Origin of the sequence: Streptomyces sp. NBC_00669 (assembly GCF_036226785.1) — a bacterium.
GTDB lineage: Bacteria > Actinomycetota > Actinomycetes > Streptomycetales > Streptomycetaceae > Actinacidiphila.
Map to the genome: position 1 here is coordinate 5,857,260 of NZ_CP109018.1, position 19,497 is coordinate 5,876,756.

At 70.7% G+C, this 19,497-nt stretch carries 25 protein-coding genes and 1 pseudogene; 9 read left to right on the forward strand and 17 right to left on the reverse strand.

From position 1 onward, the window contains the following. Window positions 1-42: 42 nt before the first annotated feature. A complete protein-coding gene (locus OG896_RS24680; RefSeq protein ID WP_329368790.1) occupies window positions 43-177 on the reverse strand; it encodes a hypothetical protein in 135 nt (44 codons plus the stop codon). After that, complete coding sequence (locus OG896_RS24685; protein WP_329368792.1) at window positions 177-317, reverse strand: hypothetical protein; 141 nt, start codon at window positions 315-317, stop codon at window positions 177-179. The genes OG896_RS24680 and OG896_RS24685 overlap by 1 nt, the downstream gene beginning before the upstream one ends. Before the next feature lie 931 nt (window positions 318-1,248). Here OG896_RS24685 and OG896_RS24690 point away from each other — a divergent pair. Then, window positions 1,249-1,728 carry a GIY-YIG nuclease family protein gene (locus OG896_RS24690; RefSeq protein ID WP_329368794.1) on the forward strand — a complete coding sequence of 160 codons (480 nt, stop codon included), beginning with the start codon at window positions 1,249-1,251 and terminating at the stop codon, window positions 1,726-1,728. 110 nt (window positions 1,729-1,838) lie between these two features. Then, window positions 1,839-2,984, forward strand: a complete 1,146-nt coding sequence (locus OG896_RS24695) for a hypothetical protein (protein WP_329368796.1) — start codon at window positions 1,839-1,841, stop codon at window positions 2,982-2,984. A 198-nt stretch (window positions 2,985-3,182) separates the two neighbouring features. Here the strand turns inward: OG896_RS24695 and OG896_RS24700 are convergent, their stop codons facing one another. Then, window positions 3,183-3,488 carry a hypothetical protein gene (locus OG896_RS24700; RefSeq protein ID WP_329368798.1) on the reverse strand — a complete coding sequence of 102 codons (306 nt, stop codon included), beginning with the start codon at window positions 3,486-3,488 and terminating at the stop codon, window positions 3,183-3,185. Between the two features lie 378 nt (window positions 3,489-3,866). Here OG896_RS24700 and OG896_RS24705 point away from each other — a divergent pair, with 378 nt between their 5' ends. Further along, window positions 3,867-4,154 carry a hypothetical protein gene (locus OG896_RS24705; protein WP_329368800.1) on the forward strand — a complete coding sequence of 96 codons (288 nt, stop codon included), beginning with the start codon at window positions 3,867-3,869 and terminating at the stop codon, window positions 4,152-4,154. A 261-nt stretch (window positions 4,155-4,415) separates the two neighbouring features. On the opposite strand, the gene OG896_RS24710 is transcribed toward OG896_RS24705, so the two are convergent. The 5 genes from OG896_RS24710 to OG896_RS24730 form a co-directional block, all read right to left on the reverse strand. Continuing rightward, window positions 4,416-5,126 (reverse strand): HNH endonuclease family protein, encoded by a 711-nt coding sequence (locus tag OG896_RS24710; protein WP_329368803.1) that lies wholly within the window; start codon window positions 5,124-5,126, stop codon window positions 4,416-4,418. A gap of 107 nt (window positions 5,127-5,233) precedes the next feature. Continuing rightward, entirely contained in the window at window positions 5,234-5,980 is a 747-nt protein-coding gene (locus OG896_RS24715) for a PP2C family protein-serine/threonine phosphatase (protein WP_329368804.1), read from the reverse strand. A 191-nt stretch (window positions 5,981-6,171) separates the two neighbouring features. Beyond that, a complete protein-coding gene (locus OG896_RS24720; protein WP_329368806.1) occupies window positions 6,172-6,387 on the reverse strand; it encodes a hypothetical protein in 216 nt (71 codons plus the stop codon). Window positions 6,388-6,451: 64 nt separating this feature from the next. Further along, a complete protein-coding gene (locus OG896_RS24725) occupies window positions 6,452-6,823 on the reverse strand; it encodes a hypothetical protein (protein ID WP_329368808.1) in 372 nt (123 codons plus the stop codon). A gap of 200 nt (window positions 6,824-7,023) precedes the next feature. Beyond that, window positions 7,024-8,169: a hypothetical protein gene (locus OG896_RS24730; RefSeq protein ID WP_329368810.1), complete on the reverse strand. Its 1,146-nt coding sequence runs from the start codon at window positions 8,167-8,169 to the stop codon at window positions 7,024-7,026. Window positions 8,170-8,318: 149 nt separating this feature from the next. Between OG896_RS24730 and OG896_RS24735 the strand changes: the two genes are divergently transcribed. Then, entirely contained in the window at window positions 8,319-8,834 is a 516-nt protein-coding gene (locus OG896_RS24735) for a hypothetical protein (RefSeq protein ID WP_329368811.1), read from the forward strand. Here the strand turns inward: OG896_RS24735 and OG896_RS24740 are convergent, their stop codons facing one another. Further along, on the reverse strand, window positions 8,835-10,121 hold the full coding sequence (locus OG896_RS24740) for a transcriptional regulator (RefSeq protein ID WP_329368812.1): 1,287 nt from the start codon (window positions 10,119-10,121) through the stop codon (window positions 8,835-8,837). A gap of 279 nt (window positions 10,122-10,400) precedes the next feature. Between OG896_RS24740 and OG896_RS24745 the strand changes: the two genes are divergently transcribed. The 5 genes from OG896_RS24745 to OG896_RS24765 all read left to right on the forward strand — a co-directional run bounded on the left by OG896_RS24745 (window position 10,401) and on the right by OG896_RS24765 (window position 14,305). Then, window positions 10,401-10,547 carry a hypothetical protein gene (locus OG896_RS24745; protein ID WP_329368814.1) on the forward strand — a complete coding sequence of 49 codons (147 nt, stop codon included), beginning with the start codon at window positions 10,401-10,403 and terminating at the stop codon, window positions 10,545-10,547. Window positions 10,548-10,564: 17 nt separating this feature from the next. Then, window positions 10,565-11,764: a JmjC domain-containing protein gene (locus OG896_RS24750; protein WP_329368816.1), complete on the forward strand. Its 1,200-nt coding sequence runs from the start codon at window positions 10,565-10,567 to the stop codon at window positions 11,762-11,764. Then, on the forward strand, window positions 11,761-12,672 hold the full coding sequence (locus OG896_RS24755; RefSeq protein ID WP_329368818.1) for an aldo/keto reductase: 912 nt from the start codon (window positions 11,761-11,763) through the stop codon (window positions 12,670-12,672). Before OG896_RS24750 ends, OG896_RS24755 begins: the two co-directional genes overlap by 4 nt. A 16-nt stretch (window positions 12,673-12,688) precedes the next feature. Further along, window positions 12,689-13,495, forward strand: coding sequence for a phosphotransferase family protein (locus OG896_RS24760; RefSeq protein WP_329368820.1), 807 nt, complete (start codon window positions 12,689-12,691; stop codon window positions 13,493-13,495). 564 nt (window positions 13,496-14,059) lie between these two features. Then, window positions 14,060-14,305 (forward strand): hypothetical protein, encoded by a 246-nt coding sequence (locus OG896_RS24765; protein WP_329368822.1) that lies wholly within the window; start codon window positions 14,060-14,062, stop codon window positions 14,303-14,305. A 115-nt stretch (window positions 14,306-14,420) separates the two neighbouring features. Here the strand turns inward: OG896_RS24765 and OG896_RS24770 are convergent, their stop codons facing one another. The 8 genes and pseudogenes from OG896_RS24770 to OG896_RS24805 all read right to left on the reverse strand — a co-directional run bounded on the left by OG896_RS24770 (window position 14,421) and on the right by OG896_RS24805 (window position 19,267). After that, window positions 14,421-14,894: a hypothetical protein gene (locus OG896_RS24770; RefSeq protein WP_329368824.1), complete on the reverse strand. Its 474-nt coding sequence runs from the start codon at window positions 14,892-14,894 to the stop codon at window positions 14,421-14,423. 265 nt (window positions 14,895-15,159) lie between these two features. Then, a complete protein-coding gene (locus tag OG896_RS24775; RefSeq protein WP_329368826.1) occupies window positions 15,160-15,294 on the reverse strand; it encodes a hypothetical protein in 135 nt (44 codons plus the stop codon). A gap of 11 nt (window positions 15,295-15,305) precedes the next feature. After that, a complete protein-coding gene (locus OG896_RS24780) occupies window positions 15,306-15,818 on the reverse strand; it encodes a hypothetical protein (protein ID WP_329368827.1) in 513 nt (170 codons plus the stop codon). A 70-nt stretch (window positions 15,819-15,888) separates the two neighbouring features. Continuing rightward, on the reverse strand, window positions 15,889-16,632 hold the full coding sequence (locus tag OG896_RS24785) for a DUF6011 domain-containing protein (protein WP_329368829.1): 744 nt from the start codon (window positions 16,630-16,632) through the stop codon (window positions 15,889-15,891). Window positions 16,633-16,710: 78 nt separating this feature from the next. Beyond that, on the reverse strand, window positions 16,711-17,190 hold the full coding sequence (locus OG896_RS24790) for a hypothetical protein (RefSeq protein WP_329368831.1): 480 nt from the start codon (window positions 17,188-17,190) through the stop codon (window positions 16,711-16,713). Window positions 17,191-17,544: 354 nt separating this feature from the next. Continuing rightward, a pseudogene (locus OG896_RS24795) lies at window positions 17,545-18,183 on the reverse strand (DUF3560 domain-containing protein); the annotation flags it as partial. 345 nt (window positions 18,184-18,528) lie between these two features. Next, window positions 18,529-18,828 (reverse strand): hypothetical protein, encoded by a 300-nt coding sequence (locus tag OG896_RS24800; protein ID WP_329368833.1) that lies wholly within the window; start codon window positions 18,826-18,828, stop codon window positions 18,529-18,531. A gap of 67 nt (window positions 18,829-18,895) precedes the next feature. Further along, complete coding sequence (locus OG896_RS24805) at window positions 18,896-19,267, reverse strand: hypothetical protein (RefSeq protein WP_329368835.1); 372 nt, start codon at window positions 19,265-19,267, stop codon at window positions 18,896-18,898. Window positions 19,268-19,497: the final 230 nt, after the last annotated feature.

The window sequence follows — 19,497 nt, forward strand, 5'->3', positions numbered from 1 at the left end:
GGGCCCGCGGGAGGGGTGCGGGCCCGGCCGGTCAGGGGATGGTCAGGAACAGCCGGGGCACGTCTGCGACGGCGTGTCGGACTCGAACCAGGCGGAGCACTGGCTGCACTGCCACTGCGCCATGCGGGTCGTCGCGGCGAGCAGCACCCGCTGGACGCGGAGCCGGGTACGGAACATCAGCTGCGCCTCCGATCCGTCTGCGCGGACTCCGCTGCTCCGGCAGCCGCGCCCGACGCCGGCCGCGCCGCGTCGGTGCGCTGCGAAGCCCCAGCGCGGTACGCGTCCTTGGCCTTGTCCTGCTCGTTCTGGGCGCTCACGCGGACCTCCCCGGCTGGTAGAAGCCGCGGCACTTCGAGCAAACGAACTGGTCGCCTTCACGCTGCATCGGACGCCCGCAGCACTTCGGCGTGTCGGAGTCGGCACGAGGTCCCGGGATGATCGGGATCACCCGGTCGTTGGCGTCATCGCCCCACATCAGCGGCCACCCGTCTTCTGCACGGGCAGCGGATGGGCAACGAGGCCCGCGCGGACGCTGGCGTGCGACGGGTGCCGCAGCTGCGAGCACGACCGGCACGTCTTCGGGTCGTGCGGCGCGGCACTCATCGAGCACCACCGCTCGTGATCACACGGCCGGACGCACCGGCCGCGGTAACCGTCGTGACGACCCGCCGACCGTTCCTCGTCGGCAGGACCGAGCCGATCGCCACGGTCCGACGCGAGGAGTCGCCGGACTGCGGCGACGTCGAGGTGGAAAGATGCTTCATGGTCAGGCTCCTGTCTGTAGCAGGTGACTGGCTGACCCGGCCTCGTGTGCAACCACGAATGCCGGGGTTGAGGCGCCGCCCGGTGTGCAACCACCGGGCGGCGTCGTTCTCAGCAGCCCCGACTTCGCGTGCAACCACGAAGCCGGGGCTTTGTGCTGATGTGAGCACTGTAAGTCACCTACTTTACAGTGTCAATTAGGTAAGGCAGGATGGTGTGTCATGCCGGAGCGGAACGAGCCGTCGAGGGAGGAAGGAGGGCGAGAGCTGTTGAACATGTCCGGGCTCGCCAGTGCGCTAGGAGTCACACGGCAATGGCTCCACGCCCTGCGGGTGAAAGACCCCAACTTCCCCCAGTCGGAGCGCTTGACGGGAAGCACGCGGGAGGTGTGGGACCTGAATGCTGTACGTGCTTACTACGAAGGGCGTGAGCTCCACCCCGGCCAACGGACCGACCTGAAGCGACAGGCCCAGGAGGCAACCAGCGATGAGCAGCACGATCCCGGTGGTGGAGACGCGCCGACCGGCTGACGCCGAGCGGAAATCCGAACGAACGGCCCTATACCGACTGCACGACGAGGACGCCCAGCTGCTGTACGTCGGGGTCACGAACGACCCGAAGGCGCGATTCCGGCAGCACGCCCGCGACAAGCCGTGGTGGCCGCGCGTGTCAACGCGCGAGATCGAGTGGTTCGACACCCGTGAGGAGGCGCTCCGCGTCGAGTCCCAGGCGATCATCCGGGAGCTGCCTCGCCACAACGACGCAGGCGTGCAGTGGCCGCACCACCGGCTCGGCGAGGCTCCGGCCCGTGTGATGCACACGAGCGACTTCAAGATGGACCCGCAGGCGTGCTTCGACCAGATCGCGGAGACGCAACAGCCGGTCGTGGTCACCCGCTACGGGGTGCCGCAGGTCGTGATCGTGCCCTACTTCGACCGGCAGGCCGAGGAGCCAAAGACGGACTGACGGGCGGGGCCGTCTGCGGAAGGATGTGCAGCGTCGCGCGCGGAGGGGGTAAGCCGATGGGTTCTCGCAGAAGACGGCGGCAGGAGGCGTCGCCGTACCAGGCGCCCCAGGTGTGGCAGTTGTTCCGGCAGCCTGACGCGGAGGCCGACGGCTTCGAGTTCGTCCTCTACAGCGACTCGGTTCCGCTGCTTGCTCCCGGAGAACCCCACGCTGCAGGTCCGTTGACGGTTTGGAGCACGGGGCCGGACGCTGGCCTTGGCTTCGGCGCCCGGCTGGTGTTGCGTGCTTGGCCGGCCAGCCCGGTGGACGACCCTGGGGCGAGCGAGGCATTCACCGAAGGCGGTGAGCGGCAGTTCCTCGCGGTGATGCAGAAGTCCGCGCAGTGGTGGCTGGGTGAAGCCGTCGATGAAGAGGTGGCCGCGCTCCTGAGCCTGGGGATGGGCATCCGTATGCGGTCGGGGAGCATCACCCGGCGGTTCACGGCTGGCGGAGATCCGGCGGGGTCGCCTGAGTGGCATAACCACCTCGTGCCGGTGCTGCCTGCCGTACCGGATCACCTGGTGCAGATCCACTTCATCCGCGGGATCGAGACACCCTTCGCCCTGGCGTGGAAATTGGTCCAAGAGGTTCCCCGTGTTTCGGCCACCGAGGCGTTCGTGTTGGTCCGTGCCGCGATCCAGTACGCCGAAGCCTTGTGGGTCGTCGACAGCGATCCGCAGTTGGCGTGGCTACGTCTCGTGACCGCCCTTGAAGGCGTCGCTGTGCACGTACAGGCGGAGGCGAATCTGCTGCCTGATCTCATACGAAAGCAGTTCCCGCACACCGCTGACGCCGTACAAGGTGCCGATGGGGAGATCCCTCCCAAGGTCCTGAGCGAGTTCGACAATCTGCTGGGCGCCGGCGCCCGGTTCACTGAGTTCACGACGCGCTTCGCCCCAGGGGCCTATGACCCGCGACCACCAGTCGAGTTCCAGGTTGATTTCGACAACTTGGGGCCGAGGTTGAAAAAGATCTACGATCACCGGTCCAAGCTCCTGCACGAAGGGCACCCGTTCCCTCCGATGCTGGTGGCGGGAATACCCGAAAGATTCGACAACGGTGCATGGGCTGAGCAGCCCGGCGATACGGTTCACCTCACCGGCTCAGCGGGATGGTCGCCGCAGGATTTGCCGATGCACCTTTGGACTTTCGCCCACATCGCCCAAAGCGCAATTCTCAATTGGTGGAGATCGGTGCCGAAGTCAGACCCGACCTGATCAGCGGGCGCGCGGTGCGGCTACTTGGTGATGACGAGTAGGCAGACGACCAGCACGACGAAGAAGCCGATGGTGGCGAGGCGCTCGGCTCGGGCGTTGGCGGCCGAGGTGGCGCGGGCCTTGGTGGGGTGGCGGCGCTGGCCGGCGGCCGCGAGGTCGGCGAAGGTGCCGCGGGCGGGGCCTCTGCCTGTCGCGGGTTCAGTGCAGGGCGAGGATGCCCAGCACGAGAAGCAGCACGGGGAGGAGGAGCGTGGCGACGCGTTCGGCGGGGGTCATCTGGCGTGGCCCGGGTCGGGTGCCGGCGGGGCGCTGGGTGGCGTAGGAGGCTCGTGCGTTGCGGGCGAGCTGGGCGAGGGGGCCGGGGATGGGCATGATGCGGTCGGCTGGTGCGAGGCCGTGGTGTGCGCGGCGTCGGTGGTCGGCGCGGTCGCCGGTGGACTCGCGGCGGTCCCGGCGGGCGGGTGCGGAGGCGCGGCAGTTGTCGCAGCGGTAGGTGTATCGCACGGGCGTCAGCGTAGTGGTTGCCAGGGCCCTGTTGTGCTTTTTGTGCGATTAGTGGTGGTAGTGCGGTGGTTGGTGGTTGTGCGCCCCCGGCGTGGGAGGGGGCGCAGTGCTTGTGAAGTGGCTTTGCGGGTGGGGGAGTTGCCGTACGGTCTGTCGTCCTGTTGCTCATATCTGCATCTGGAGGACTCGTTGCTTAGCTGTACCCGTGCTGCTCTCGTGGTGGCTGCTGCCGGGATGGTCGCGTTGACCGGGTGTTCGTCCGGTGGGTCGTCGGACGCTAAGGCGGGTCGGACGGCGTCGCAGGCGTCGACTGCTGCTCCGGTGCCGGCGTCGCCCCGGGAGTCGACGGCTGCGGCCGGGAAGGGCGACGTGCGGATCGTGAAGGCCGGTACGGCGGATGATCCGGTGTGGGGGCCGAGCGCGTACGTCGTGCACTACGTGATCACCAACCACGGGTCCACCGCGGCGGACTACTTTGCTCAGCTGGAGTTCCTCGACTCGGACGGTGATCACCTCGGCGCGACGGGGGTCACGGCCGACCAGCTCGGCGTCGGGAAGACCAAGACCGGCGACACCGCTCCCCTGTCTGCGGAGATCGAGAACGGGACCATTGCCGATATCGCGTCGGTGCGGGTCTCCGAGGTGGATCGCACGCCGTCGGCGTGACGGGGTGACCGGGGTCGTGGCCGGCCGGTCGCGTCGTCGTTGATCTTGGTGGAGGTGGTCAATGATGGCGGGAACGACGGCGTTCGTGTGGGTGCTGCTCGCGTCGGCGGTGGTGCTCGTGGTGGGGATCTTGGCGAAGATGCGGGTGGAGGTCGCGCGGATCCGAGCGCGGGAGGGTCGCCAGCGCGGGTGACGCGTGCACGAAGCAGCGCCCCGTCCGCCAGTTGTCCGGGCGGGGCGCTGCCGTGTTGGGGGCGTTGGTCAGCTTGCGGGCGTGTAGGCGACCGTGGTGGTCGAGCAGGACGCGGCGATCCGGGCGAGCGCGGTCTTCTCGGCGGTGTCGGCGGTGAGGTTCCAGCGGAGCTTCATGCGGACCCAGTCGGCGGCGTAGGTGCACTGCGCGTCGGCGGCCGGCGGCATCCACTCGGCGGGGTCGTCGTCGCCCTTGGAGCGGTTCGCGTGGGCAGTGACGGCGATGAGGGATCGGCCGCCGGCGAGGTCGTTGGCGTACCGCTCGCGGCGGTCGGCGGTCCACGTCCAGGCCCCGGAGTCCCAGGCTTCGGCGAGCGGCACGACGTGGTCGATGTCGAGCTGGTGCGCGCTGGTGACGGTGGTGTCGTCGTAGTAGGAGCGCCAGCTGCCGCCGGTGAGGGAGCAGCGGGGGCCGACGGTGGGGGCAGTGACGGCTTGGGCGATGAGGACTTCCTGGCGGGTGTTGCACCCGTTGTGGTCGGCGTCGATCCAGAGATGGAATGCGTCGCGGGTGTAGCCGGTGCGGTGTTCGGCGGCGGTGGGGATGCTGTTGATGGCGTCGGAGAGGGGGGTGCCAGCTCCGGTGGTGGTGTCGGCGGCGGGTCCTTCGGCGTGCTGGGCGGTCGTGGTGGTGGTCGTGGCCGGTGTGGTGGTCGGAGTGCAGGAGGCGAGCGCGGCGGCCAGGGCGAGTGCGGCGACGGCGGCGAGGCGGTTGGGCATCGGAACTCCTCTTGGGAGGTGGGGTGTTGTTCAACGGGCGGGGTGGGGGGAGGGTGGCGCCGCCCCGGGGCCGGTGATGGTGTTCCGGCCACCCGGGGCGGCTGCGGTCAGTGGAGGTCGGCGAGGAGAACGGTGGCGTTGTCGGCTCGGCCGTCCAGGTCGAGGGAGGTGTCGACGGCCAGGCGGACGAAGTCGCGGGCGGCCTCGGCCGGTGAGTCCAGGTCGAGTTCGGCGTACAGGTCGTGCCTGGCGTCCTCGTGCGGTTCGTAGGCGCCGTCGGAGGCGAGGAGAAGCCGGACGGGCCGCTTGATCCGCACCGTTTTGGTCTCGATCGCGGGGTGGTTGTAGTGGTTCGTGGCCTCCTCGTCGGTGAAGGTGTTGCCGAGGTACGACGTGATGACGTTGCGGTTGCCGCTGTGCGGGTTGGTTGCGGTCGGGGGGAAGATCCGACGGAGGTTGTGGTCGTCGGTGAGTCGTGCGGCGATACCGCGGTCCAGGAGGTAGGCGCGGGAGTCGCCGCTCCAGGCCAGGGTGAGCGGCTGGCCGGGCGCGGTCACTGCGACGACGGCGGCCGCGGAGGGCATGTATTGGCGCATGTATTCGTCCTGGCGCTCCGGGTCGGCGGCGTAGTGGTCGTAGACGCGGCGGAGGCCGGTTTCGGCGTTGCCGCAGCGGGCGGCGGTTCGGGCCAGGCGCCGAGCGGCGGTGCGGGTCCACTCGCGAATGCTTTTGTCGCTGCCGATGCCGTCGAGGAGGGCGTACGCACGGGCGCCAGTGGGGGTGGTGTAGACGGCGGTGGCGTCGCACTGGGTGCTGCGGGTGCCGATGAGCTGGGCGGTGGCGTAGGTGCGCACGGTGGTCTCCGTTCGATGTGGGGGTGGGGTGGGTGGTCGCCCGGTGGGGCGTGGCGACCTCCCGACACCCCCATAGTTGCAATCTCGCATTGCAATATCAAGTTGCAATAAGGGGTGTGTCGTGGCGTGCTGGCCCGGCCGTTGGGTGCGGGCGGCGCCGTCGGTGGCAGACGGCGCGCCGCGCGGGAGTATCAGGGGCGGTTGAGCAGGCGGACTGCGTCGTCGGGGTGCAGGACGAACGGGTCGTTCCTGGGCTCGCTCTCCACGTAGAGGTGGACCAGCGGCACCGAAGCGCCGCGACCGTCGCAGCTGGCCGCCAGCTCGACGTGCGCGATGGTTTCCGGGCGGCCGGCCAGTTCGACGACGTCGCCGATGGCGAGGTCGGCGGCGCGCGGGAGGTCGATCATGGCTGCTCCGTTCGTGGGGGGCGGGGCCGGGCGCTGGTGGTGCGCCCGGCCGGGGTGGGGAGGGTCAGGCGGCGATCGAGAGCAGGTGGGCGGCGATGCGGTGCTTGCAGGGGTGGAGGCCCCGGATTCCGGCGGGGCAGGTGCAGGCGGCGCGGTGGGTGCGGTAGGCGGTCGAGCCGTCGGAGGAGGCGGCGAGGAAGACTCGGTTCGCGCGGAGCGGGATCAGGCCGCCTTGCTCGATCAGCTCCTGCGCCTTCTCGATCTGGTGGGGCTTGTACTGGGCGACGACCTCGGCGCGGGCGGCGCGGCGGATCATGGTGCGGCACTTGGGGCCGTAGCCGTCGGGGGACGGGTTGGTGAGCGCCCGGCGGCACCGGAGGCAGTGGCCGATGACGGGCTTCGCGGCGGCCTTCGCGGTGTGGGTGGTGGTGTTCATGGCGTCCGTCCCTCCGGTTGGTCCGGGCTGGTGCCCGTTTCGACATGACCAATATTGCATCCTCACATTGCAATGTCGAGTTGCAAAGAGAAAGTGCGTGTCGAATGGGCTCGAATGGCCGAACGGGGTCCCCGGCGCGGACGGTACGAAACCCCGCCTCGCGTTGCGTGAGGCGGGGTTGTGACCTGTGGAAATGCGACTCAGGAGCTCGGTGCCGCCCAGTGCTTCGCGGCAGCCCCCCACAGGTGGATCTCGCGGCCGCTCTCGTCCTCGCCGTACCGGATCGAGCCGCTCATCCACGTCCGAACGACCGTCACCGGCGTGCCCGACACCTGCTTGCGGTCCCGTGCCGGGCGGAACCGGTCCCCGTCCTCCCTGCCCCACAGCAGGAACGGTGTGGCCAGCCCCTTGAGCGTGCGCCACTGCGGCGTGGGCGCGTCCTTGATCGACTCTGTGGCCGCGATCGCAGCCGTGTCCGCGTCGGCGTCGACGGGGCGTCCGGCGGCGAGGTCCTCGTCGCGCACGGCGTACGCGAGCGTGGCACTGGCCGCACTCCGCTGGTCCTCCAGCGCCCGGGCGCGCGTGCCCCGGGAGGTGATCCATCCGTATTGAGCCGAGGAGCCGGTGTCGATCCGGAAAGTCCAGCCGAGGAGCCGATCGGCCGCCCGCGCCGGCTGCACCTCCTGCACTCCCGCCCAGTGGCAGGAGAGGAGTTCGAGGGCGTGGTCGTCGGTCAGGGGGAGGGCGGAGGACGGGTCGGTCTGGCGCAGGGTGGCGGACAGCGTGCCGAGCTCGGCGGCTGAGAATGCCTCGACTGCTCCGTGGGGCGCGCGGGCCTCGGACGTGTTCTGCGCGCTCTCGCGCAGCGCGTGTTCGGCTTCCTCGCGCGTGGTGTAGCCGGGGCGGGCGGCGGCGTGCCCTTGTCCCGTCACCCAGGAGTACTGGCACGACGGCGCGTGTGCGGTCCGGTAGGTCCAGCCGATCGGGTATGGGCTGTCGGCCGGGAGTACCGGGTGGAAGTGGACGCCGTGGCGGTCGGCGACGAGTCGGGCGGTGGCCTCGCGGACAATCGCTGAGCGGATGGCGTCGGCTTCGGGGGTGGTCTCGGGTGCGACCGGTTCGACTCGGGCCCGCTCCACGTTGGAGCGGGCGAAGTACTCCAGTTCGGTGACGAGCTGCCAGCCGAGTGCGCCGAGTGCGGCGCTCAGGCTGTGGTGGGCGTCGTGCGGGAGCGCGACGTACTGGAGCGTGGACGCGTCGCCGGCGCGCCGGATGGTGAGGCGGTCCTCGTGGTAGCCGGGGGATGCGAGGCGCGTCTGGGCGTCGACGATGAAGTGCTCGGGCATGGGTCTCCGTTCGACGGGGTTGGGCGCTACGCCCAATCTGCAACTCATGTTTGCAATACGAGATTGCATAGTCAAGTTTCAATGTGGGGCTGGGTTGCGGTCGTGTCGCCGTGGTGTCTGATTGCAAACCGATATGTCACACTGGCGCGATGGCGACCACTGACCCCACTGCCCAGGCCCTGGCCGAACTCGACCGCCTGACCAGAGCCTTCAACACCGCACAGGACCGAGTCGAGAAAGCCCGCGGGCCTCTGCACGAGGCGATCGTCCGGCATCTGCGTGAGCGCAGCGCTCGCCCCGGCGTGATCGCCGAGCACACCCCGTACGACCGGAATCACGTCGGCGCGCTGGGGAGAGCGGCGGGTGTTCCGCCCGTCAAGGGCAAGGGCGCCGCCGGTCCGCCGCCGGTCTACGACCCCGCGATCGCTGCCGAGGCCCTGGCCGAACTCGATCGCCTGACCAAGGCATTGACCTCCGCGGAGGAGAAGGTCGAGAAGTCCCGCGGGTCTCTGCACGAGGCGATCGTTCGGCATCTGCGTGAGCGCAGCGCTCGCCCCGGCGTGATCGCCGAGCACACCCCGTACGACCGGAATCACGTCGGCAAGCTGGGGAGAGCGGCGGGTGTTCCGCCCGTCAAGGGCAAGGGCGCCGCCGGCGCTTCCTGATCAGCCCGTCTCTTCCAGGAAGTCCGCGACCAGAGGCAGTCGGCGGTGGCGTGCCAGGACCGAGTGCAGGCCGGCAAGCGTGCTGGACGCGCGCGCCGAGCTGACGCCGCCCATCAGCTCGACCGCGTGCCGGGCGGTCTCGACCGCGCCGTCGACATCGCCGAGGTCGAGATACGCCTCCGCGCGGCGGGCTTGGTAGATCGCGGCTCCGCGCGGCTCGTGGACTGTGTTGTAGGGGGGATCGGCGGCTTCCGCGGCGGCTTCGTAGTACGCCAGGGCGCGGCCGGGGTCGCCGAGGGACTGGGCGGCGGAGCCTGCGGACTGGAGGATCTCCCCCACGGTGATCCAGTACACCTGCGGCACGTCCTCGTCGACGGTGAGGTCGCCGGCCTGGTACGCGGACAGCGCGTCGTCGATCGCCGCGTACGCCGCCGTGGCGTTCCCGGCGATGGAGTGCGCGCGGGCCTGGCGGATCTTCAGAAGCGCGACCACGCGGGGGGACTGCACGCGGCCGTGGGCGAGGGCCTTGGTCGTGAGGTCGACCGCGCTGCCGGGGTCGGGCTGCGCGGCACCGTACCGGGCGTTCGCCCAGAACGCTGCGGCGACGGCGCCGACCGAGGTGTCTCCGGCTTCGGCGGCGGCCCGGGCGGATGTGACGAAGTGCTGCTCGGCCGCCGCGGTGTTCCCGCTGTCGTAGGCGCACCAACCGGCCAGCCGTGAGGCTTCGGCGGCGGCGGACCACAGGCGGCGGTGCGTGTCCAGGCTGTATGACCGCTCGGTGATCAGCCGGCGGATCAGGCCGATCTCGGCTCGTGCGATGTCGTAGACGTGGTCGGCACCGAGGTCGTCGTCCAGCAGGCGCAGCGCGGCGAGTCGGGTGTCGATGTGGTCGACGGTTGTGGTGCCGATCCGGCCTCTGCCGGTGTCTTGGGCTGGTGCGGGCAAGGCGGTGGCCCACTGGGCGATGATCGCGCCGACTGTGCTGGTCGAGGCGATGAGCATACGGCGACGATCCACAGGTCCTCCGTCATCGAGGGCGGCCACGGCGCCGTCGGTCGTCCAGGGCGCGGTCCACGCCGCGTGGTCGCCCGGAAGCGCCAGCAGGAGCCACTGCGGCCACCCGCGGGTCACCACGTCGTGTGCGGGGATTCCCACGACCGCGGCCATGGCGAGCTGGGTGAGCTCGCTGGGGACCTGCGGCCGCTCGGCTCGCGTCCACCGGCTGACCTTCTCCTTGCGGGTGGCAAAGTCCCTTCCGTACCCCCGGCGTACGTACTCCGCCTGCACCCGCCGCAGGTAAGACTGCGCTGTCCATCCACGCAGCGCTAAGAGCCGGGCCAACGGGTGGCGGTCATCGGGCATATCGGTCTCCCACTGTCCGAACTCCCCTCAGTGTGGCTGAGATTCGGTCTTGTGGGGAGGGGCGGAGCAACCGGAGCAACCGGGGCAACGGGAGCAACCGGAGGCAACCGGAGGCAACTGTCTGCTGCTTCCACGCGGCGTGCATGACCCGCTGTGATGGGGGAGGGCCGACAACGGTCTTAACCCTTTCGCGGAGGTACAGCCATGCTGGAGATCCAAGAGAGCACCACTCCGAGTGAAGCGCCGGGCGGCGGACTGGTCCTGGCACGCCGCCAGATCGCTGCCGCTCGTGCCCGCGGCACCGCGCCGTCCGACGGCGGTTCCACCGGCCGTTCCGACGGCAACGACTAGGACAGGGTGACCCTGCGATGACCCACGAGATCATCGCGGAGCGCCTGGGCCAGGACGAGTTCCTGGCCCAGGCGTACACCCGCGAATACCGTCATGTCCCCGGCGTGATCAAGGCTCCCGGAGCACTGCTGTCCTTCGACACCCTCAACGACCTCATCGGCCGGGCCCGGCTGGAGCCGCCGCGCCTGCGGTTGTCCGTGGACGGTGAGGCATTGCCGCAGTACCAGTACGCCGAGCCGGTCGATACGCGCCGGCACACGGTGTGGCACCGCGTTCACCCGGACGAGTTGCACCAGCGGCTGGCCGAAGGCGCAAGCCTGGTCATCGATGCGATCGACGAACTCCACGGCCCGATCGGTGATCTGGCAGCCGGCCTGGAGGGCTGGTTGCGGACTGGTGTCCAGGTCAACGCCTACGCCTCGTGGACGAAGACCGAGGGGTTCGGGACGCACTGGGACGACCACGACGTCATCGTGGTCCAGGTCTCGGGCTCCAAGACGTGGAAGCTGTACGGTCCGACGCGGCACAAACCTATGTACCGCGACGTCGCTGCCCCGGAAGAGCCGCCGGAGGATCCGTTGGCCGAGCTGGTGCTCAACCCGGGTGATGTGCTGTATCTGCCGCGTGGCTGGTGGCACGCTGTCACCGCCGACCAGGGCACCCCGAGCCTGCACCTGACGTGCGGTCTGACCCCGCACACCGGCGCGGGCCTCCTTGCGTTCCTGTCGGAGATGCTCCGCAGCAGCGAGCTGGTCCGCAGCGACTTGCCGCTGCACGCTCCTGTCGAAGAGCAGCGCTTCTTCCTGAGCCGCCTCGGCCGACAGGTCGCCACCGCGCTGGCCGACCCCAGCACCTTGGACTGGTACGCAGCCACCCGCGATGCCCAGGATGTAGGGCGGCTGCGCCCCTCCCTGCCGTACATCACGAGCGTCCCCCAAGACCCGTCGGTTCAGGTGCGGTTGACCACCGGCCGTGCTCGGATCACCGGCGTGGACGAGGGAGGGCAGCACTTCGTGCGGCTGACCGCCGCCGGGTCCGAGACCGACTTCGCGCCGACCGTCCGTCCCCTGCTGGAACTCCTCGTCACCGGGGGCTGGCGGCGCCTGGGGGATCTCGCCGACGCTGCCAGCATCCCGGTTGCCGCGGCAGCCGAGCTTGTTTCGGAGCTGGTTGCCGCGAGGTGCGTCACCATCCAGTCGGTTGGAGTCGAACTGTGACCGCCGCGCTGGGGCTGGGGACGTACCGGATTGCCGGCGAGCACATGACGGCTGCGGCTCGCCTCGTGGCCGGATCGCCGGCGGCGTGGATCGACACCGCCCCGAACTACTGCCACGGCCGCGCTCACCGGTTGCTCGCACCGGCACTCGCGGACCATCCCATTCTCCGTGTCGGGACGAAGGTCGGCTTCATCGAGCCGACCAGGCTGCGGTCCGCGATTCGGGCTGGAGTGATCGACGACCGTGAGGCGGCCGCCTATCACAGCATTGCCGCTGACTACGTGCGGTGGCAGGTGGAGCGGAGCCGCGACGACCTCGGCCGCGGGCGAATCGACACCGTGTTCCTGCACAACCCGGAGCGGACCGTGCGGCCGGCTGATCTGCAGGAAGACCTGCGGGCGGCGTTCGTGGCGCTGGAGGAGACGGTCGCGCTCGGCCACGTCCAGTACTACGGCGTTGCCACGTGGGACGGGTTCGACCGCGGAGCGGTCACCATCGCCGGCCTGGACAAGCTCGCCCGCGAGGCGGCAGGTAGCGGCGACCACCACCTTCGGGTGATCCAGATGCCCGTCAGCCTGGTCAGCGCTGGCGCCTTTCTCGACGCGTTGGAGGGGCGCGGCCCGATCCTCCAGGCGGCCTGGCTGGGCTGGGAGGTCCATGCGTCCGCGCCGCTGCACGGCGGGGAACTGCCGAGCCTGGCCACGCGGGAGTTGACCGACCTGATCATGCCGGGTGCCAGTATTCCGGTGGCGTGCCTGGCTGCGGTGGCCTCGTGCCCCGGCATCTCCACTGTGCTGCTGTCGACCCATGATCCGGAACACTGGGCCCAGGCGCTGGCCGCGGTCGGCGCGCAGGTGCCCACGTCGAACGTACGGAGCATGCTCGATGTACTCGCCACCCCCGTGTGACGTCGATGCCCAGCGGTTGATCCTGGCGCAGTGCAGGGCGGCCCTCGCGTTGGGGGTGACGCTGGACGGGCCGCCCGTGTGGGGGTGGCGCGGGCGTACCATCGGCCGGCTCGCGTTGCACCCACAACGCGGCGCGTGTTGGCTGCGGCTGCTGTCCGCACCGGTCGACGATGCGGGCGGCAAGCAGTGGGAGGGAACCGAGTTGGCCGCGACGCTGTTTCCCGGCGTGCACAAACCCGCCTTGCACGCGGTCCACGACCACCAGCAGGACGGCGTCGCCTACCGGGCCGAACTCACCGCGTACGTGGCGGCACCGGTGCTCGCGCGTGACCCGGTGCTCCGTCACGAACTCGTTCTCTCGCCGCCGTTTCTGAGAGACCTGCACGCCGACCTGCTGAAGGTCGCCGTGGTGAGCACGGACAGGGTGGCGGTGCGGCAGCAGTGGATCGACCGGCGCGTTCCGGAGCTGACCGGCCAACCGGCCCCGCAGATCCGGGACTGGCGGTGCGCCCACGGTGATCTACACCCGGCGAACCTCACGGCGTCCGGCGTACTTCTGGATTGGGAGGGGTTCGGCATGGCACCGCGCGGCTACGACGCGGCGCTGCTATACGCCTACAGCCTCCTCGCGCCGCAGACAGCGGACCGGATTTTCGCCACGTTCGCGGACGACCTGACCAGCCCAGACGGGCGCGCCGCGCTCCTGGTCGTAGCCGCCGATCTGCTGCTGTCGGCATCGCGCGGCGACCATCCCGACCTCGTCCCCGCCCTTCGGGACCTGATCGACCGGTGTGCCGGAACCCCTCGGAGGAAGCGATCATGAAGCGAGCTGGGCTTCTGACGGCCGAGGAGAACAGGGCGCGGAACATCCAGCGGATCATGTTTCCGCCCGCCCCGACCGTCAGGGACCGGGCCCGCCGTGTCCTGCACGGAGTCGAGGAGTGGTGGCGCCGGCACGTCACCCAGCGCAGGCTGTACCGGCTCCTGGATCGGGCCAGGCTGGTCGACGTACGACGTGCCGCCCTGCCTGGTGGACTCGATCCACTCAGGTCGTCATGCCTGCCGTCCGACGAGGCGTGACCAGAACCCCCGCTCCTGGCGAATGCACGCTGCGTGCAGGCGGCGCGCAGCGATCTCGCCAGGGGCGGGCCCAATCGTCGCCCCGGCCGCCCCTGTTGGGAGACGGTCCGGCCGGGGCGGTGGCCGTCGCAGCGGCTACGGATGCGACAACCATCCGGGTCTCCCTGGCGTTCTGCGAGATGGCCGAGCGCTGTTCTTTGAGGAGTTCGACTTGACATTTCGTCGGTCATCGGCGACGACAGGTGCGGCGGAGCCCGACCGGGCTACCCACATCCGGAGTCGGCTGCTGGAGTGGTGGCATCGGCCTTTGACCAGCGTCATCAGCATCCGAGCCGTCTCCATGCTCCGATACGCGCGGCGGGTAGTACTGGTCGTGACCTTCGTGACGCTCGACAACGCCGCTGGCGCCCAGATGTCGCTTCTGGTGAGCGGCCATATTGCGCGGTCGGTGGTGTGGATGGCGACGTCGGCCGTCTTCAGCGTGGTGACGGGTCTGGCGTGGGGTGTCGCCGAGGAACTGGCGAGCCGGCGGCCGGATCGCACTGCTAGGTGATCGAGCTTCCAGGCAAGATCCTTGTCGCCTGGGTGAAGGTCGCGGGGGTTCCGACGGCACCCCCGCGGACGGGGCCGGGCGGGGCTGCCGTCGGTCCGGACAGTGTCCGGGGCGGTCAGTCGTCCTGTCCGGACACCACCACGGCGGCGAGTGCGATCCACCCGTGGTGCCACGCCTGGTCCATCAGCGGGCCCGCCCCGGGATCGGCGACGAGCCAGCCGCTGTGTCCGGCCGCGTGGGCGGCGCGGACCAGGAGCGGTGCGTCGTCGCTGTCGTCCGACCAGTGCCCGGCGCAGCGGTCAGCGACGAAGTGGGTGGCGGCGGACAGCGCCAGGCCGGCGGCCGCGCGGCGCCAGGTGATGCCGACGCGAAGGTAGCGGTTGGCGGCGTAGAGGGCGAGCGCCTGGGTGGCCGTATAACTGGCGGTGTGGCGCGCGCAGGCGGCGATGCCGGCCGGGCCGTGCTTGCCCTTCGCCTTGGCGTCGGTGTCCTGCTGGACGAGGTAGTCACCGACCCAGTGGGCCGCTTCGAAGGCCGCGTAGGCGACGACGGCCCGCACAGCGGCGGATTGGTTGTGCTCGGTGTTCACGTGACGCCCCTTCTCGGTGGATCTCCAGACTGCCGCGGGGAGTGCGGCCGCAGTGCCCAGCGGCAGGCACTGCGCGCGTGGCTGATGCCACGCACGAGAGCGGCCTTCCGTCCCTGCGTGGGGAGGAAGGCCGCTCTCGGGAGCCCGGGCACTGTCCGGGCTGGTCAGTGGCGGGATGGCGGCGAGTCGTACATCGTGGCCTAGGCCGGCCGGTCCGATCGGTGGGGCCGGTGCCCGCGTTGGGCGGGCACCGGTCTGGTGGGGGTCAGGTGAGGCTGTGGCGGGAGTTCCACAGCAGATAGGCGGTCATGAGCCATCCGAGCCAGAAGCCAGGGCTGTTGAGGGACTCGCGGACGAGGTTGAGCAGGTCGCGGATCTGGTCGCGAAGGGAGCGGCGCATCGGGGGTCTCCTCAGTGGGTGTTGGTGTGGGCGGTGGTGCAGGCGGGGCAGGGCATGCCGTGGCAGGTCCAGCACCGGGAGGGCGGTGAGTACCGGGCGGTGGAGGGGAGGAAGCCGCGGGTGCAGGTGCAGGTGCAGGTGTGGAGGCACGGTTCCGGTGGGGCGGTGTAGTCGGCCGGAGCGGGGATGATCGCCATGGGGGCGTCGGCGTCCTCGGGGGTGTGGGGGTAGGTGACGACGGCCGGGCCGGTGTAGCCGTTCATCCAGTCGACGCACGCGTGGCAGTCGGTGCGGAACGGGCCGGGCTGGGCGACGTAGGGGACGCAGAGCCAGTCGCTGTTACGGAGGCGTCCGGCGCGCCCGGCGCGGGAGCCGAGGTCGCCGACGATTAGGTCTCCGGGGTGGAGTTCGGCGGCGGGGACGAGGGTGAGGCGGGCGGGGTCGTAGGGCGCGGGGATCGGGCGCATACCGATGGTGGGACGGGCGGTGACGACGGCCAGCGCGAGCGTCACAGGAGTGGGCACGGGTTGCCTCCGTGGGCGGTTGGTGGGGGTGGGGCCGCCTGCCGTGCGGGCGGCCCCGGGTGAGGGAGGGTCAGACCTTGTCGGCGCACACGGGGCCGATGCCGCGTTCGATGCTGGCGGGGTCGGTCAGGGTCTTGCCGCACACGCAGCACGCCCCGAGGCGGCGGGAGTATGCCTTGGCGTCGTCGGCGGACATGCGGTGCTCGGGCCGCAGGTCGCGGATCGCGCCGGGGGCGAATTCGAAGCGGGCCGGGGTGTCGTTGTCGCCTTCGGTCCAGAGCTTGGCGTACAGGCGGCCGGCTTCGGAGAGTACGACGCGGTAGACCTTGCCGTCGCGGGCGTACATGCCGGGCTCCAGGCATTCGGCGGGGGCGGGCCTGGCGGCGGCCTTGAGGGTGCGCAGGGCGCGGGCGGCGGGGATGAGCCGGTCGAGGTAGAGCCTGGCCAGGTGGAAGGTCATGTCGCCGTTGGCGAGGAACAGCGCGGCGTTGTCGCGGTGCTTGGCGGGTTCGCCGGTGGCGTCGGCCAGCTCGTCCAGCAGGCGGGTGAGGGTGGTCATCTGGGCCATGGTGGGGACGTCGGGGCGGGCGGTTCGGCGGGAGCGGCCGGTTCCGGCGGTGCGGGTGCGCGCGGCGGTGTCGACGGGTCGGATGTCGGGGGTGAGCGGGGCGGTGAGTCGGGTCTCCAGGAAGGCGCCGAGGCGGCACCGGCCGGCGGCCGTGCAGCATCCGGAGTCGTGGGCCAGGAGCGCGTCTCGGGCCATCTCGCGCTGGTAGGCGGTCGCGTGGGAGGTGGGGGTGGCGGTGGTGGTCATCGGTGTTCCCTTCGTCGGCGAGGTGGCGAGTGGTGAGGCGCGGGGGCCCGGTCGGTGCCGGGCCCCCCCGGGGGGTGGTCAGGCCGCCTCGTCCTCGGGGAGCGGCGGGTAGTACCCGACCGGCAGGACGGTCAGCAGGGGGGCGGTGTCGGGGGCGGCGTCGGAGGGGACGGTGAGGCCCATGGCGCTGGAGATGACCAGGCAGTCTTTGCCGACGAAGTCCTTGCCGTAGAAGCGGGACGGCCACACGGTCTGCGGCAGCATCGACTTGTTCGCGGCTTCCTGGACGGTCCGCAGGTGGCGCTCGTTCAGGTCGGGAAGGACGAGGGGGGCGCGGGTCTCGTGCCAGAACCGGTTTCGGTTTTCGGCGACCTGGACGGCGCGGATGACTCCGGCGTCGGTGAGCGTGGCGTGGGAGAGGTTGCCCTCGCTCCAGCCGCACACCAGCAGGGCTTGGCGGGTGTTCTTGGCGGTGGCCGGGGTGACCCGGTTGTAGTTGTCGGCCAGGGCGGCGAGGAGGGCGGCGGCCTGGATGGCGGTGGGGGGACGAGGGGTCATCGTGGCCTCCGGTGGTTGGTGGGGCGGTCCGTTCCGTCCCGACACCTCCAATATTACCCAAGTCATCTTGGCCAAACCGACTTGGCCAAGTAAGTTTTTTTGGCGTGTCGAGACAAGGCCGCGCCATGCCCCGGGCGGCAGCCGGACAGGGCGGACGTCGGGATGGACATGCGGACGCCCTTGTCCGGGCGAGAGGGCCGCGGTGTCCGCGCCGAGGCGGACACCGCCTGCCTCGTGTCCGGGCAAGGGCGGTTGAGCTGCGGGGACACTGTCCGGCGGACAGCGGGGACACCGGGCCGGACAGTGTCCGCCCGGTGTCCGCTCACGAGCGCGGGCCGCAGGCCGGCCGGGCGCTCACTCCTCGGTGTGGGAGCACTTCACGTCGCGGATCTCCTCCCACCCGTGCTTGTCCGTCCACGAGTAGCCGGTTTCGACGGACACGGTCTTGACGTTCGCCCTGACGACGGTCCGCCACCCGAAGCGGAGGAGGACCAGGTCCCCCTTGTGGACGTTGCTCTTGTCCCAACGTCCGTAGCGGCCTTGGGACTTGGCGGTCTCCAGCAGGGCGCGGTCGCCGCGCAACTGCTCGGCGATCAGCGCGCGCCTCGCCTCCATCTCCTCGCGCCACGCCGACCGCTGGTCGTCGGTGGAGGCGTTGACGCGGGCCAGCTGGCGGACAAGGCGGCGGTCTTCGGCCTCCAGGCGGGCGACGCGGCGGGCGGTGACGTCGGGGCGTTCCTGGTGTGCCTCGCGGCGGTACGAGCCCGCGATCCGGTCGGGCATTTGCTCGGCCTCGGCGGCGGTGCGCGAGGCGCGGATCGCGGTGTCGATCGACCGGTCCAGGAGGTTGCGGTGAGCGCGGCCTCGCGCGCCGGGCATGACGGGCTGGCCCATCGGGATGTGCTCGACCATCGCGTTCGACGCGGCGTGCAAGGCGTCGGCGCGGGCGGCGAGCTTCTCGCCCTTGGCCTCCAGCGCGGCGCGGCGGTCGTCGAGCCGCTCGTGCCGGTGGGCCTTGACCTGGTCGTAGGCGCGGGGGGGTGTCGTCGATCGTGACCGTGACGTCGAAGCCTGCGGCGCGCAGAGCGTCGGCGGCCTGGTTGATCGCGACGCGGCGGGCGACGCGGTCGCGGGAGCCGCGGATGCCGTACAGGCGGATGGAGGGCATCCAGCGGAAGCCGTAGGTCTTGAGGATCGGGCCTGCGCCGTCGCCCTTGCTCGTGCCGTCGGCGAGGGTGCCGTCTTCGTGGGTGTGGGTGATCTCGATCATGGGGGTTGCTCCGTTCCTGGGGTGGGGGTGGGCGTGCGCCGGTGACGGCTGCTGCGGCTGGCGGTGTGTCACGGGCGGTCGGTCGGCGGGGTGGTGTCGTAGGTGCTCGGGGCGCTCAGGGTGTCCGCGATGTCCGTGGCGGTGGCGAGAATGCCGTGTTCGATGCCGGGGCCGGCCAGGCGCCACATCGGGTCGCCGTACATCAGGCCGAGGTAGGTGGTCTCCCACGGACGGCCGTCGGGCGTGGTCAGGGGGTGGGTGAGGCGGGTGCGGGCCTTGAGTGGGCCGACCTCGACGCCTGTGGTGGCGAGGGTGGTGGTGAGGGCCTGGAGGGTGGCGGCGGGGATGGAGTGGGGAAGGACCGGCACGAGGTGCTCCGTGGGGGTGGGGGGCGGGGCCGGGCGCTGGTGGTGCGCCCGGCCGGGGTGGGGAGGGTCAGGCGGCGATCGAGAGCAGGTGGGCGGCGATGCGGTGCTTGCAGGGGTGGAGGCCCCGGATTCCGGCGGGGCAGGTGCAGGCGGCGCGGTGGGTGCGGTAGGCGGTCGAGCCGTCGGAGGAGGCGGCGAGGAAGACTCGGTTCGCGCGGAGCGGGATCAGGCCGCCTTGCTCGATCAGCTCCTGCGCCTTCTCGATCTGGTGGGGCCTGTACTGGGCGACGACCTCGGCGCGGGCGGCGCGGCGGATCATGGTGCGGCACTTGGGGCCGTAGCCGTCGGGGGACGGGTTGGTGAGCGCCCGGCGGCACCGGAGGCAGTGGCCGATGACGGGCTTCGCGGCGGCCTTCGCGGTGTGGGTGGTGGTGTTCATGGCCCCGTCCTCCGGTTGGTGTTTCGTTCGTCCCGACACCTCAGATATTACCCAAGTTGACTTGGCCAAACAGAATTGGCCAAAAAGACTTTGGAGCGCGTGTCGCGTGTCCTTGCAGGTGGGCGCGAGTGGGCATGAGGAAGCCCCGCCTTGGATGGCCAGAGCGGGGCGGGGGTTGGGGCGGCAGTGGGGGACCGGCGGCCGACCGCTGTCCGGCAGCGGCCGGCCTG

Excerpts from the sequence above, each read along its gene's own strand:
- OG896_RS24680 (WP_329368790.1), bottom strand. The coding sequence starts at position 177 with ATGTTCCGTACCCGGCTCCGCGTCCAGCGGGTGCTGCTCGCCGCGACG.
- OG896_RS24690 (WP_329368794.1), top strand. The coding sequence starts at position 1,249 with ATGAGCAGCACGATCCCGGTGGTGGAGACGCGCCGACCGGCTGACGCC.
- OG896_RS24710 (WP_329368803.1), bottom strand. The coding sequence starts at position 5,126 with ATGCCCAACCGCCTCGCCGCCGTCGCCGCACTCGCCCTGGCCGCCGCG.
- OG896_RS24720 (WP_329368806.1), bottom strand. The coding sequence starts at position 6,387 with ATGATCGACCTCCCGCGCGCCGCCGACCTCGCCATCGGCGACGTCGTC.
- OG896_RS24725 (WP_329368808.1), bottom strand. The coding sequence starts at position 6,823 with ATGAACACCACCACCCACACCGCGAAGGCCGCCGCGAAGCCCGTCATC.
- OG896_RS24730 (WP_329368810.1), bottom strand. The coding sequence starts at position 8,169 with ATGCCCGAGCACTTCATCGTCGACGCCCAGACGCGCCTCGCATCCCCC.
- OG896_RS24735 (WP_329368811.1), top strand. The coding sequence starts at position 8,319 with ATGGCGACCACTGACCCCACTGCCCAGGCCCTGGCCGAACTCGACCGC.
- OG896_RS24745 (WP_329368814.1), top strand. The coding sequence starts at position 10,401 with ATGCTGGAGATCCAAGAGAGCACCACTCCGAGTGAAGCGCCGGGCGGC.
- OG896_RS24750 (WP_329368816.1), top strand. The coding sequence starts at position 10,565 with ATGACCCACGAGATCATCGCGGAGCGCCTGGGCCAGGACGAGTTCCTG.
- OG896_RS24775 (WP_329368826.1), bottom strand. The coding sequence starts at position 15,294 with ATGCGCCGCTCCCTTCGCGACCAGATCCGCGACCTGCTCAACCTCGTC.
- OG896_RS24785 (WP_329368829.1), bottom strand. The coding sequence starts at position 16,632 with ATGACCACCACCGCCACCCCCACCTCCCACGCGACCGCCTACCAGCGC.
- OG896_RS24790 (WP_329368831.1), bottom strand. The coding sequence starts at position 17,190 with ATGACCCCTCGTCCCCCCACCGCCATCCAGGCCGCCGCCCTCCTCGCC.
- OG896_RS24805 (WP_329368835.1), bottom strand. The coding sequence starts at position 19,267 with ATGAACACCACCACCCACACCGCGAAGGCCGCCGCGAAGCCCGTCATC.